This is a genomic window from Streptomyces brasiliensis (assembly GCF_014647875.1).
Lineage (GTDB): Bacteria > Actinomycetota > Actinomycetes > Streptomycetales > Streptomycetaceae > Streptomyces > Streptomyces brasiliensis.
Genome location: NZ_BMQA01000001.1, coordinates 11,821 through 25,759 on the forward strand (window position 1 = coordinate 11,821; position 13,939 = coordinate 25,759).

General features: G+C 68.7%; 10 protein-coding genes. 9 read left to right on the plus strand and 1 reads right to left on the minus strand.

Going from position 1 to position 13,939, the window contains the following annotated elements:
* Positions 1-164: 164 nt before the first annotated feature.
* The 6 genes from IEZ19_RS00035 to IEZ19_RS00060 all read left to right on the plus strand — a co-directional run bounded on the left by IEZ19_RS00035 (position 165) and on the right by IEZ19_RS00060 (position 10,591).
* Positions 165-3,944 (plus strand): S8 family serine peptidase, encoded by a 3,780-nt coding sequence (locus IEZ19_RS00035; RefSeq protein WP_229839822.1) that lies wholly within the window; start codon positions 165-167, stop codon positions 3,942-3,944.
* 256 nt (positions 3,945-4,200) lie between these two features.
* Positions 4,201-5,496, plus strand: a complete 1,296-nt coding sequence (locus IEZ19_RS00040; protein WP_189308859.1) for an ABC transporter substrate-binding protein — start codon at positions 4,201-4,203, stop codon at positions 5,494-5,496.
* Positions 5,493-6,461: a carbohydrate ABC transporter permease gene (locus IEZ19_RS00045; protein ID WP_189308860.1), complete on the plus strand. Its 969-nt coding sequence runs from the start codon at positions 5,493-5,495 to the stop codon at positions 6,459-6,461. Before IEZ19_RS00040 ends, IEZ19_RS00045 begins: the two co-directional genes overlap by 4 nt.
* Positions 6,458-7,279: a carbohydrate ABC transporter permease gene (locus IEZ19_RS00050; protein ID WP_189308861.1), complete on the plus strand. Its 822-nt coding sequence runs from the start codon at positions 6,458-6,460 to the stop codon at positions 7,277-7,279. Before IEZ19_RS00045 ends, IEZ19_RS00050 begins: the two co-directional genes overlap by 4 nt.
* An 11-nt stretch (positions 7,280-7,290) precedes the next feature.
* Positions 7,291-9,549, plus strand: coding sequence for an alpha-xylosidase (gene yicI / locus IEZ19_RS00055; RefSeq protein ID WP_189308862.1), 2,259 nt, complete (start codon positions 7,291-7,293; stop codon positions 9,547-9,549).
* Positions 9,550-9,580: 31 nt separating this feature from the next.
* Positions 9,581-10,591: a LacI family DNA-binding transcriptional regulator gene (locus tag IEZ19_RS00060; protein ID WP_189308863.1), complete on the plus strand. Its 1,011-nt coding sequence runs from the start codon at positions 9,581-9,583 to the stop codon at positions 10,589-10,591.
* A gap of 115 nt (positions 10,592-10,706) precedes the next feature.
* Here IEZ19_RS00060 and IEZ19_RS00065 read toward each other — a convergent pair whose 3' ends face one another.
* Entirely contained in the window at positions 10,707-11,558 is an 852-nt protein-coding gene (locus tag IEZ19_RS00065; RefSeq protein ID WP_189308864.1) for an SDR family oxidoreductase, read from the minus strand.
* A 448-nt stretch (positions 11,559-12,006) separates the two neighbouring features.
* Here IEZ19_RS00065 and IEZ19_RS00070 point away from each other — a divergent pair, with 448 nt between their 5' ends.
* From IEZ19_RS00070 to IEZ19_RS00080, 3 genes are all read left to right on the plus strand, one after another.
* Complete coding sequence (locus tag IEZ19_RS00070) at positions 12,007-12,540, plus strand: DUF6230 family protein (protein ID WP_189308865.1); 534 nt, start codon at positions 12,007-12,009, stop codon at positions 12,538-12,540.
* A gap of 97 nt (positions 12,541-12,637) precedes the next feature.
* On the plus strand, positions 12,638-13,120 hold the full coding sequence (locus IEZ19_RS00075) for a DUF6114 domain-containing protein (RefSeq protein WP_189308866.1): 483 nt from the start codon (positions 12,638-12,640) through the stop codon (positions 13,118-13,120).
* A 285-nt stretch (positions 13,121-13,405) separates the two neighbouring features.
* Positions 13,406-13,903, plus strand: coding sequence for a hypothetical protein (locus IEZ19_RS00080; protein ID WP_189308867.1), 498 nt, complete (start codon positions 13,406-13,408; stop codon positions 13,901-13,903).
* Positions 13,904-13,939 lie beyond the last annotated feature (36 nt).

The following is a 13,939-nucleotide window of genomic DNA, read 5'->3' on the forward strand; positions in this document are numbered from 1 at the left end:
GAGGGCGAGCGTTCGTGTTGCGGCCGCCCCCGCGAAACGCGGCTCGATACCAATCCCCCTGAAATTCAGTCGATCTGACGCTTGTTCAGTCCAACCCCACCCAGTTTCAGAAGACCATCGCCACCGGAGGCAATGTGAGGATCCCCCTTTCCCGAAGATCGGCCGTGGCATCGGTCACTGTCGCGACCGCCGTCGTCGCCACCCTTGTGGCCCCGTCGGCGGCTCGGGTCGCCGTCCCGTCCCAACTGGCCGCTGAAGCAGCCGCCTTGGCCAACGGCAAGCATCCCGCACCGACCACGGTCACGCTGATCACCGGTGACAAAGTGACGGTGACTCCAGGACCTGCCGGAGCGACGCCCGCGGTGAGCGTGAAACGCGCACCGGGTGCCACGGGCTCGGTACGCGTCACCACCGAGGGCCGGGACACCTACGTGTACCCCGACACCGCCATGCCCTACATCGCGGACGGCCGCCTCGACAAGCAACTCTTCGACGTCACCGAGCTGATAGCGCAGGGCTACGACGACGAGCACGCGACCTCGCTCCCCCTGATCGTCACCCACAAGAAGGACGCAGCCACCCTCAAGCCCGACACGGAGAAGGGCTCGCCCACTCCGCGGCCCAACGCGGCGCTGCCCGGCTCCGAGACCACCTTGAGCCTGCCCGTGGTCCACGGCGAGGCGGTGCGCACCCGTCGGTCGAAGTCCGCCACCTTCTGGTCGGCCCTCACCAACGGCCGGTCGACGGCTCGCAAGAGCGGCACGCCGCAAGCGGCTCCTTTCGCCGCCGGCGTGGACAAGGTGTGGCTCGACGGCAAGGCGAAGGGGACCCTCGCCGACAGCACGGCGCAGATCGGCGCTCCCGCGGTCTGGGCAGGCGGCGGCACGGGCGCCGGGGTGCGGGTCGCCGTCCTGGACACCGGGGTGGACAGCACGCATCCGGATCTCAAGGACCGCATCGTGGAGTCCAAGAGCTTCGTCCCCGGCCAGGACGTCATCGACCGGTTCGGGCACGGGACGCACACCGCCTCCACCGTCGCCGGGACGGGCGCCGCGTCCGGCGGAAAGGAGAAGGGAGTCGCTCCCGGGGCAGATCTGGTGGTGGGGAAGGTACTCAGCGACCAGAACATCGGTCTGGACTCCTGGATCATCAATGGCATGGAGTGGGCCGCGCGGACCGAGCACGCCAAGGTGATCAGCATGAGCCTCGGCAGTTCGGTCCGGAACGGCCAGGACAATCCGCTGAGCCAGGCCGTGAACCAGTTGACCGCCGAGACGGGCGCACTCTTCGTCATCGCCGCGGGCAACAACGGAGAACAGGGTGCCTACACTCTCGGCTCGCCCGGAACCGCAGAGGCCGCACTCACCGTCGGCGCGGTGGACGGCTCCGACCACCTGGCCGCCTTTTCCAGTGCCGGGCCGCGCGAGGACGATGACGGACTCAAGCCGGATATCACCGCTCCCGGTGTGGACGTGCTCGCCGCACGCTCGCAGTACATGAACGGCGGCGGAGAGGGCTACTACCGCCTGGACAGCGGCACCTCCATGGCGACGCCCCACGTCGCCGGTGCGGCCGTCCTGCTGGCCCAGAAGCACCCGGAGTGGAGCGCGCAGCAGCTCAAGGACGCCTTGATGAGCACGAGCGTGCCCACCCCCGACTACAGCCCCTACCAGGCCGGCGCCGGCCGGGTGAACGTGCCCGGTGCGTACTACGCCAAGGTCTTCGCCACCGGATCGGTGGACGCGGGGCTCGTCAAGTGGTCGCCCCAGACGCAGCGGCAGCCGATCCAGCGGCAGATCACCTACACCAACACCACGGACGCCCCGATCACCCTGGACCTCTCCGTCGACCCGGGCAGCACCCCGGCGCAGGCCTTCACGCTGGGCGCCGACCATGTCACCGTGCCCGCGCACGGAACCGCGCAGGCCGACCTGGTGGCGGACCCGAGGGGGCTCGCGGCGGGCCAGTACACCGCCCGCGTCACGGCGCGCTTCAGCGGCGGTGAGGTGCACACGGCCGCAGGGTTCTCGGTCGAGGCCGAGAAGTACGCCCTGACCATCAGTCTCAAGGACCGCGCCGGCCGGCCCATGAGCGGCGAAGTCGACATCCGGGGCGCTGACGGGAGCGACTTCCTCGTGGAGGTCCCCTCGGACGGAACAGCCTCCCGGCGTCTGGCCCCCGGCTCCTACACTGTCTTCTCCTTCGCCGACGTGGAAGGTCTGCACGGCCCCCACTCCCTCGGGTACGCGGTGCTGACCGCTCCCGAGGTCGACCTGGCGGCCGACCGGACCGTGGAGCTCGACGCCTCGCAGGCACGCCAGGTGAAGGTGGCGACGCCCAAGCCGAGCGCCGTCGTCCAGAGCAGGATCGACATCTACCGGAACTGGACGTCGGCCGAGCCCGTGCCGGACTGGGGAGCCCTGTTCGACGTGGAGTTCCCCTCCCCTGCCTACGACAGCCTGTGGGCCCTCCCGACCAAGGACAAGGTGAAGAAGGGCAGCTTCGCCTTCAGCACCAGGATCCGCGCCGAGCAGACCCCGCTGGCGATCGCCTACGACGGCCACCGCCTTGACGACGCGCTCGTACAGCCCGGTGCCAAGCCGCTGCCGGACGGCACGTCGCGCCTCGACGCCGTGTTCGCCGGCACCGGCTCACCGGCCGAGTACGCCGGTGTCTCCGCCCGCGGCAAGGCCGTGGTCGTGCACAGCAGCGACACCGTGACTCCCGCGGACCAGGCGGCAGCGGCGGAGTCGGCCGGTGCGGCGATGCTCGTGGTGGTCAACGAGGGCAACGGCCGGAAGAACGACTGGTACGGCAGCACCGACGGCGTGACCACCGGCGTGGTCCCGGTCGCCTCGCTGACCCAGGACGAGGGAGAGGCACTGATCAAGGAGATCACCGCCGCGGGCAGGAGAGGAGTACGGCTCACTGTCGAGGCTCACCCCGCGCCCGAGTATCTGTACGACCTGGCCGACTACCACGTCGGCGGAGTCCCTGCGGATCCCTCGGCCGGGACGGATCCCCGCGACCTCGCCCGGATCGACCTCGACTTCGCCCCGCCGGCCGGCATGCAGGCCATCGAGAAGCGGGTGGACTTCCCTCCGTACGAATGGCCGGGAACCGCGGCGCCCTCGCTGTCCGCCGAGCCGGTCGCCCCGGGGCCGCGCACCGACTGGGTCTCCGCCGGTGGCGGCCGCAAGTGGCAGCAGTTCGGCACTGTCCTGGGATTCACTGATTCGCGCACCGACCAGGTGGCCTACCAGCCGGGCAGCGTACACAAGGACCGCTGGTTCGGACCCATCATCCGGCCCCGCCTGCTCAACAACAACATCCTGTACCGCGGTGGTGAGTGGTTCAGCGGCTATCTCGAGGCGTTCGGCGATGCCGGGGCCGCGCACAGCGGCGGGATGATCGGCGCCCCGCAGACCGTCTCGCTCTACCAGGGCGACAAGCTGCTGAACCGGATCGAAGGCTGGCCCTGGATCTACCGCGACGCGCTGGCACCGCAAGAACTGCCGTACCGGATGGTCGTCGAGACGAAGGGTGACCCCAGCCTCAGCCCCTACTCCGACACCACCCGCACCGAGTGGAGCTTCACCTCCGGGGCCGCCACCGACGTACAGGCCGTTCCGCTGGTACAGCTGGACTACGGGACGGACCTGGACGCCACCGGCCGGGCTGGACGCAAGACGGACCTGTCCATCACGCCCGACGTCCTCGGCAGCTCCGCCGCCGAGGACGCGGTCTCCTCGCTCCGACTCGAGGTCTCCTACGACGACGGAAAGACCTGGCAGCGTCAGGACCTCAAGGAGAAGAAGGGCACCTGGCAGGCGTCCCTGAACGCCCCGTCCAAGGCCGACTACGTGTCCATCCGAGTCACCGCCACACAGCACAACGGCGGCGGCGTCACCCAGACCGTCACGCGGGCCTTCGGCCTCAAGTGACCCTTGCGGGGGCTGGTTTCGCGCTCACGAGCGCGAAACCAGCCCCTTTTCTGACGCCATGGGAACCGGCGGACGGGCGTGATCGTCAACGGTGCCTGTCACGACACCTCTCCGCTGATTCGTACGCACCCATTGACGTGCCCGCAGCCCCCACATACCTTCCACCGTCGAAGCGCTTCGACGTCACGCATCGAAACGATTCGACGAACGCTGCGTGACACCCCAGGTACCCATCCGACTCCCCTGGAGGCACTGGATGTTGAAGGCACGAAGGCGTGTGGTGGCGACGGCGGCGGCGGTCCTCACCGGCTCCCTGCTCCTGGCCTCCTGCGGTGGCTCGGACAGCGGTTCTTCCGACGGCAAGACACTCAAGTTGTGGCACTACGAAGCCCCGAACAGCGCGATGGGTGTCGCCTGGAACGAGGCCATCAAGGAGTTCGAGGCGAAACACCCGGGCGTGCAGGTGAAGTTCGAGGAGAAGGGCTTCGAGCAGATCCAGAAGACCGCGCCGATGGTCCTCAACTCCTCGGACGCGCCGGACATCATGGAGTACAACAAGGGCAACGCGACGGCGGGCCTGCTGTCCAAGCAGGGGCTCCTCACCGATCTGACCGCCGAGGTCACCGAGCGCGGCTGGGACAAAGAGCTCAGCGCGGGGGTGAAGACCACCAGTCAGTACGACGCCAACGGCGTCATGGGCTCCGGAAAGTGGTATGGAGTACCCAATTACGCCGAATACACCATGGTCTTCTACAACAAGGACCTCTTCAAGAAGTACGGCGTCGCCGAGCCGAAGACGTTCGACGACCTCACCTCGGCCATGGACAAGTTCGTCGCCAAGGGCATCACCCCGCTCGCCAACGCCGGCGCCGAGTACGTGGCCCAGCAGTACCTGTACCAGCTGGCGCTGTCGAAGGCCGACCGCTCCTGGGTCGACTCGTACGAGCTCTACAAAGGTAAGACCGACTTCCACGACGCCGCCTGGACCTACGGCGCGACCACCTTCGCCGACTGGGTGAAGAAGGGGTACATCAGCAAGACCTCCAGCGGCTCCAAGGCCGAGGACGCGGGGGTCGCCTTCATCCAGGGCAAGAACCCGATCCTGTTCAGCGGCAGCTGGTGGTACGGCCGCTTCAAGGCGGAGAACAAGTTCGACTGGGGCACCGTCCTGTGGCCCGGTTCCAACCTGACCCTCGGCTCGGGCGGCAACCTCTGGGTCGTTCCCAAGGGAGCCAAGAACAAGGACCTGGCCTACGACTTCATCGACATCACCATGTCGAAGAAGATCCAGAACCTGCTCGGCAACAAGGGCGGCGTGCCCGTCGCGGCCGACGCGGCCGCCATCACCGACCCGCAGGCAAAGACCCTCATCGCCGACTTCAACACGCTCTCCGTACGTGACGGCCTGGCCTTCTACCCGGACTGGCCAGTTCCCGGCTTCTACGACGTCCTCGTCTCCGAGACGCAGAAACTGATGACGGGCAGCGAGAAGCCGGACGCCTTTCTGAGCAGCGTGCAGAAGGCGTACGACAAGGGCGTGCCGCAGCAATGACGATCACCGTCGAACGGGGTGCGCGGACCACCGGCAAGCACCAGTACGCCGGCCCGCGCCGCCCCCGCCCGCGCACGTCGTACGCCCTCTTCCTGCTCCCCGGCATCCTCGCCTTCCTCGCCGTGATCGTCGTCCCGTTCCTGATGAACACGGGCGTGAGCTTCACGGACTGGAGCGGTGTCGGCTCGCCGAAGTGGACCGGGCTCGCCAACTACCGCGAGCTGATGGACGACTCGGAGTTCTGGGCGTCGTTCCGGCACAGTCTGTTCATGGTCGTCGCCATGGCCGTCGTACCGACGATGCTCGGACTCGTCCTCGCCGCCGCCCTGTTCGACTACATAGGCAAGCACTTCGGCAGCAGGACGGCGGCCGTCCTCCGCGCCTGCTTCTACCTCCCGCAGGTGCTGCCCATCGCGGTCGCCGGCATCGTCTGGAGCTGGATCCTCGCTCCCGACGACGGCGCCCTGAACGCCGTGCTGAAGGCGGTCGGTCTCGGCTCCCTGCAACAGGACTGGCTCGGTGACCCGAACATCGCCCTCTACTCCGTCATGGGCGTGATGGTGTGGGTGCAGATCGGCTTCCCGCTCGTCGTCTTCATGGCGGGGCTCCAGCGCGTCGACCCGCAACTGTACGAGGCGGCGGAGCTGGACGGCGCCGGCTGGTGGCGCCGCTTCTGGCACATCACGCTGCCGCAGATCAGACCCGAGATCTACGTCGTGCTGCTGTGGTGCACGATCGCCGCGCTGAAGGTCTTCGGGGCCGTCTACGTCCTGACCAAGGGCGGGCCGGGCGGCGCTACCGACGTCCCCTCCTACTTCTCCTTCACCACCTTCTTCGAGAAGACCCAGGTCGGGTACGGCGCCGCCGTCTCCACCGTCCTCACCGTGATCATCCTCGTCCTGGCCCTGGTCGGACTGAAGCTCCAGACCCGCGCCGAGGACGCCGAGGAGGGGGTCCGCACATGACCGCCGTACGCCGCTACCCCGTCCTCATCGCACTCTGCATCGGTGCGGCCTTCATGGTCCTGCCGTTCCTCATCGTCGCGGTCAACGCCGTGAAGTCCCCCACCGAGTACTCCCAGCACGGCCCCCTCAGCCTCCCCAAGGGCCTTTACCTGGACGGTCTGAAGGACTTCTGGTCGCGCGTCGACTACGGCCAGAAGCTCTTCAACTCCGTCCTGATCAGCGGCTCGGTGGCGGTCCTGGCCGCGGTCCTGTCCGTGCTCAACGCCTACGCGATCGGCATCGGCCGCATCAAGGGCCGCACCTGGGTGCTCGCCTTCTTCGTGCTCGCCAACATGCTGCCGCAGGAGGCGCTCGTCTATCCGATCTACTACCTGTGCAAGCAGGTGGGCCTGTACGACACCCGGCTCAGCGTCGTGATCGTCTTCACCGTCGTCCAGGCCGCCTTCGGTACGTATCTGCTCTCCTCCGTCCTCGGACAGTTCCCGCGCGAGATCATCGAGGCGGCCCGAATCGACGGGGCGAACAAGTGGCAGGTGCTGTGGCGGATCGTGGTCCCGGTCAGCCGCCCGACCATCGGCGTGCTGCTCGTCTTCTTCTTCATCTGGACGTGGAACGAGTTCCTGCTCCCCCTGGTCATGCTGATCTCCAACGACAACCAGACGGTGTCGGTGGCACTCGGCGTCCTCCAAGGTCAGCGCCTGATGGACGCCACGATGACCAACGCGGCGGCCCTGCTCGGCGTCCTGCCCGCCATCGTCTTCTTCCTCGTCTTCCAGCGGACTCTCACCCGCGGCATCGCCGTGGGTGCCGTCAAGTAGGGGGTACGCGCTTGAAGTTCACCGACGGCTACTGGCTGCTGCGCGAAGGTGTCACCGCGGCCCACCCGGTCGAGGTCCTGGACGTCACCGCCTCTCCGGGGGCCCTGGAGATCCACGCGCCGACCCAGCCCATCCGCCACCGCGGCGACCTGCTGAAGGGACCGGTCGTGACGATCAGCGCACATGCGCCGACGCCGGACGTCATCGGCGTCACCTTCACGCACTTCGAGGGCGAGCAGCCCCGGGGACCGCGGTTCGAAGTGGTGCGGCAGGACGACTTCACGCCGCTCGTGGAGTACGACGAAGAGCACGCCACAGTGACCGCGGGCACCCTGTCCGTGCGTGTGGCCCGCACCGGACCCTGGCACGTCGACTTCCTCGCCCACGGCCGCATTCTCACCACCAGCGGTCGCAAGGGCATGGGCATCATGCGCGACGCGACCGGCGCCCACTACCTGCGCGAGCAGCTGAACCTCCGCGTCGGTACCTCGGTGTACGGCCTCGGCGAACGTTTCGGGCCGCTCGTCAAGAACGGGCAGGTCGTCGACATGTGGAACGCCGACGGCGGCACGGCGACCGAACAGGCCTACAAGAACGTCCCCTTCTTCCTGACCGACGCGGGCTACGGCGTCTTCGTCGACCACCCGGGCAAGGTTTCGTTCGAGGTCGGCTCGGAGGCGGTGTCCCGGGTCCAGTTCAGCGTGGAGAGCCAGCAGCTGACGTACTACGTCATCTACGGCCCGACGCCGAAGGAGATCCTGCGCAAGTACACGGCCCTCACCGGCCGCCCGGCGCTCCCGCCGGCCTGGTCCTTCGGCCTGTGGCTGTCGACCTCCTTCACCACCTCGTACGACGAGGCCACCGTCACCTCCTTCATCGACGGCATGAAGGAGCGCGAACTTCCGCTCTCGGTCTTTCACTTCGACTGCTTCTGGATGCGCGAGTTCAACTGGTGCGACTTCCAGTGGGATCCGCGGGTCTTCCCCGATCCGGAAGGCATGCTGGCCCGGCTGAAGGACAAGGGCCTGCACATCTGCGTCTGGATCAATCCGTACATCGCGCAGCGCTCGCCGCTCTTCGCCGAGGGCAAGGCCCTGGGCCATCTGCTCAGGAAGCCCGACGGGAGCGTGTGGCAGTGGGACCTGTGGCAGCCCGGCATGGCGCTCGTCGACTTCACCAGCCCGGCCGCCCGCGACTGGTACGCCTCCAAGCTGGAGGCACTGCTCGCGCAGGGCGTCGACTGCTTCAAGACCGACTTCGGCGAGCGGATCCCGGTCGACGTGGCGTACGCGGACGGCTCGGACCCCGAGCGGATGCACAACTACTACACGTACCTCTACAACCGCACCGTCTTCGAGGTGCTGCGCAAGCACCGCGGCGAGCAGGAGGCCGTCGTCTTCGCGCGCTCGGCCACGGCCGGCAGCCAGCGCTTCCCGGTGCACTGGGGCGGTGACTGCGAGGCCACGTACGAGTCGATGGCCGAGTCGCTGCGCGGCGGCCTCAGCCTCGGCATGTCCGGCTTCGGGTTCTGGAGCCATGACATCGGGGGCTTCGAGGGCACCCCGCCCGCGGCGCTGTTCAAGCGGTGGCTCGCCTTCGGGTTGCTGTCCTCGCACAGCAGACTGCACGGCTCGTCGTCGTACCGGGTGCCGTGGCTGTTCGACGAGGAGGCCGTGGACGTCCTCAGGCTCTTCACCCGGCTGAAGCTGCGGCTCATGCCGTACCTGTACGAGGTCGCCCGCACCGCTCAGGCGGAGGGTGTGCCGATGATGCGGGCGATGGTGCTGGAGTTCCCGGACGACCCCGGCTGCGCGCATCTGGAGCGGCAGTACATGCTCGGCCCCGATCTGCTGGTCGCGCCGGTCTTCAGCGACGACGGCGACGTCTCGTACTACGTGCCCGAGGGCACCTGGACCCACTACCTGAGCGGGCAGACCGTGACCGGGCCGCGCTGGGTGCGCGAGCGACACGGGTTCTCCAGCGTTCCGCTGCTGGTCAGACCGGGTGCGGTGATCCCGGTGGGCGCGGTGGACGACCGGCCCGACTATCCGTACGCCGACGGGGTCGCCCTGCGCGCGTACGGCCTCGAGCGCCGGGCACGCGTGACGGTGCCGGTGGGGGACGTGACCTTCACCGTCGTCCGGGAGGGGGACACCCTGCGGGCCTCCAGCAGTGATCCGGCGGCACCCTGGGCTCTGGCCGCCGGGGAGCGGATCGCGCGGGCGGCTGCGGGTACCGGATTCCTGGCGCTGGAGCTGGAGTCGGAGTAATGGTTCCTCCCCCAATGGAGCTGGACTGAGCATGGTGAAGATCACGGACGTGGCGCGGCACGCGGGTGTCTCCCCCAGCACCGTGTCGTACGCCCTGAGCGGCAAGCGCCCGATCTCGGAGGAGACCCGACGGCGCATCGAGGCGTCCATCCGCGAGCTGGGCTACCGCCCGCACGCCGGCGCCCGGGCGCTGGCCAGCAGCAGGTCGAACGTGCTGGCGCTGGTGATCCCGCTGCGGTCCGGGATCCACGTCCCGGTGGTGATGCAGTTCGCGGTGTCGGTGGTGACCACGGCACGGACGCACGACCACGACGTGCTGCTGCTCACTCAGGAGGAGGGCGAGGACGGGCTGCGCAGGGTCGCGGACACCGCGCTCGTGGACGCGTTGATCGTCATGGACGTACAACTCCACGACCCTCGGATGCCGCTGCTGCGCACCCTCGACCGGCCGTCCGTGATGATCGGATTCCCCCAGGACCCGGCGGGCCTGACCTGCATCGACCTCGACTTCATGGCGGCGGGCGAGCTGTGTGTGGAGCGGCTGGCCGGACTCGGGCACCGGGTCGTGGCGCTGGTCGGGTCGCCGCCCGAGGTCTATGTGCGTCGGACGGCGTTCGCCCAGCGGGTGGTGCAGGGGTTCACGGCCGCCGCCGACCGCAACGGGCTCACCTCGTCCATCCACCCGTGCGAGGCCTCGCCCGCCGCCGCCCGCCGGGTCGCCGAGCAACTGCTGAGCGAACAAGCCGCGTTGACCGGGGTCGTCGTGCACAACGAGGCGGTTCTCGAGCCGCTGATCGACGCCTTCGAGCAGCTCGGTCTGCGGGTCCCCGGCGATCTGTCCATCACCGCCATCTGCCCCGACGAACTCGCCGCGTCCCTCCGCGTCCCCGTCACCTCGGTCGCCCTGCCGTCCGCCGAGCTGGGTGCGCGGGCCGTGGAACTGCTGATGAAGAAGCTGGACGGCGCGGCCGTACCCGAGGCGACGCTCCTGCCGCCCCGGCTGACGGAACGCGCGAGCACGGCACCGCGCAACGCGCCCTGAAGCTCCTCATGTGCGAGGCACTGAGCGAAGGAGCCTCGACATGCAGAAAGGAGGCACGAGAAGAAGGAGGGACGGGTTGTCGCTGCCGGCCGGGCAGGCTCCCAGCTCCCGCAGTTCAAGGCAGGTTTCGGTTACCCGGGTCGTCCTTCTCGACGGAGTATGCGACGTCGCGGTGTGAATCATGTTCGGCGAGCCGGGCCACGAGCGAGGCCCGCACGTCGTCGTAGGTGTCGGACCCCAGGGGAAGCCGCAGCGGTGCCGCACCGGAGTCGACCAGGTCGATCACCGCGTTCGCGATCTTCTGCGGGTCGTTGGGGAGGTTGAAGGCGCCGGTGGTGATCGCGCGCCGTACCTCGCCCGCCGGGGTGCCGTCGTATTCCGGCATGACCGGCGCCGTCTCGAGCGAACTGCCGAATCCGGTCGGCGTCGCACCGGGTTCGACGATGGTCAAACCGATGCCGAACGGGGCGATCTCGCGGGCCGCCGTCTCGCAGAAGCCCTCGATTCCCCACTTCGAGGCGTGGCAGTAGCCGAAGTTCGGGTAGCCGGTCTGCCCGCCGGCGGTCGAGACCTGCAGGATGCGACCGTGCCGCTGAGCACGCAGATGCGGCAGCGCGGCGCGGATGACGTGGATCGAGCCGAGCAGGTTGGTGTCGGTCACCCGCCGGATCTGCTCGTCGGTGGCTTCCTCGACGGAGGCGAAGACGCCGTAGCCGGCGTTGTCGACGACGACGTCGATCGTGCCGAGCGCCTTGAAGGCCTCGTCCACGGCGCGGTGCACCTGCCCGATGTCGGTGACGTCCAGCCGGGCGAGCCACAGACGCTCGCCGTACTCGGCCCGCAGGTCTTCCAGCGCCCCGGTCCGGCCCAGGGTCGCGGCGACCCGGTCACCGCGTGCCGGCAGGCGCTCGGTGAGCAGGCGTCCGAAGCCGGACGAGGTGCCGGTGATGAACCATGTGGTGGGCATGGTGATCCTTTCGTGTACTGCCACCGACGCCAGAAGTCGAAGTCGACTTGAAGTCAAGCTCCTACGGCGGTCAGCACAACGCCCCCGGGAGACCCCTGGGCATCGGGCGAGGCCAGCACAGCGACCGGCCCGGCCACCCGCCCCCTTCGCGGCACCCGCTCCGCCGGCGGCCCACCCAGCGCGGAAGCCACGACGACACGTGTCACCTGAAGAGTCCAACAGAAGTTGCACCACCCGAACGGCAGACCCGACGTGCAGCCGGTTGCCATGCCCGCAAGCCTAGGATCCGTCACCGGACCGAGGCACCGGCCCCCCTTCCCGGCACGGGCGGGCCCACCTCACGACCGAAGGAGACGGGATGTCGCGCCACGCAGGCAGAACCTGTTGGAGGCGCTTCAGCATGATCCTTGTTGCCAGCATCGCAGCATGCGCAGCCACCGTCATCGCCATGGCACAGGGAGTGCTCGCCGCGTCGTTCTTCGTCTCCGGCCAGGAATTCCGGGTCTCCAACGACACCCTGATCGCCCGCGGAGTCAGCATCTACGGCATGGTCGATGTGACCAGGAAGCGGAAACTCGTACCCGTCATGGTCACCGGAACCCGGCATGCGACGATCCGCGGGCTGTGCCAGTCCGTTCTGGTGGACATCCCGGTGCTCGGCCCGTACACGATGAGGTTCACCGGCGGCCGTGAACGGCCGGTCGAGGCCTCGAACCTGTTCATCGACGCGACAAACGAGACGACCGACAACGCGGAGTTCAGGAGTCTCGACATCGGCGTCGCGCAGGGCGACATCACCGAGGGACCGATCAATCCCGGTGACAGGAACTCGAAGTTCTTCGACCCCGACGGCGTGGGTCAGCAGGCCGAATCGGCGCCCCTGACCAACGTCCACTGGACCGCGGTCGCGGTCTCCGCCGGCACGTTCAACGTCCCCGGCCTGCGCGCACAGCTCAAGCCGGGCCGTCACGAATGCTTCTGACGCCCGCGCCGGCGAACATCCACCCACGGCCCACCCGCGCCCCTCGGACACCCGCACAGAAGGCGCCCGCCCACGCACCACGATCAGGACACCACGCGTGATCAACAACTTCTTCCGCAGACAACGCAGCCCGCGCTTCGCGGCGGCCGACGCCCGATGCAGATTCACCACCTGGCGTGGTGAACGTCCCTTCTGGGCCGGGCTGTTCACGTTCAAGGCCGGCCTGCCGATCCTGTACTGGCCCTACGCACACCTGAACCTGAGCGGGATCCCGCTGGCCCTCTCGACCACATCCGGTGCCGGATCCCTGGTCATCGGCGTTCTGCTCATGACCCTGGGCCTCACCCTCTGGTACCGCCCCCACCATCGCGTGTTCGCGGGGGTCGCCACCCTGCTCCTCGCCCTCATCTCCCTCCCCGTCGCGAACTTCGGCGGCCTCTTCCTCGGACTGATCTCCGCCCTCATCGGCGGCGCCCTCGCCTGCGCCTGGAAGCCGCCCAGCGCCACAGAACCGTCGTCAGCCGCAACGGACCAGGCACCCGACACGACCCCGACACCACACGAGCACAGCGGCAGTTGATACCCGCACCGACGACGGGGGCGCGGAATCCGGCCAGGGCCGGTCGGCGGACCTTCGATCCGACGCCTGAGCCCGCCACGGCGCCCACCGGCGGTGGTGCCTGGAACGGGGCACGTGGGCAGCGAGCGGGGCTAGGGCCCACAGCCGGAGTCGGATCTGCCCCCACCTCGCAGGCGCTCCGCGCTCTGTGCCACGCCGAAGGCAGTAACCCGAGTGGCGGCACCGCAGTCACTTTCGGACAGTGGAAACCATGAACCGTCACCGACGCCCACGCCGACGGGCCCCGTGGATCGCGGGAGGTGTCGCCGTACTCGTCCTCGGCGGTATCGGCATCGGCATCTGGGCGCTGGTGGCGCCACACGGCACGCCCCGTCCGACGCCGTCGGGCCTGACGCAGCCCACGTCGACGCACACGCCGGGACCTACTCCGTCGGCCCGCACCCGGCAACCGTCACCATCACCGTCCAGCGGGCAGTCCCGGGCAACGCCCCACAGGACGACGACTACCCCGTCGCCCCCACGGGAGCCGGCATCGGCACGGCCTTCAACACCTGCGCCGACGGCGACGGCGGTCACGGCGGCGACAGCGACGACAGCGACGAGCACGGCGGCGACGAGCACGGCGACGACGCCCAAGTCCACATCGGCATCACCCACATCGCCCAAAGCGCCTACATCGTCCAAGGCACCCTCCTCACCCTCACCGAGGCCGACACCGACACGGTCTTCCGCGGCCAAGCCGACCGCGACGAGGGCACCCACGTCCACACCAGCAGCACCTGAGGAGCCGACGTCCTCTCCGTCACCGAAGTCGACACG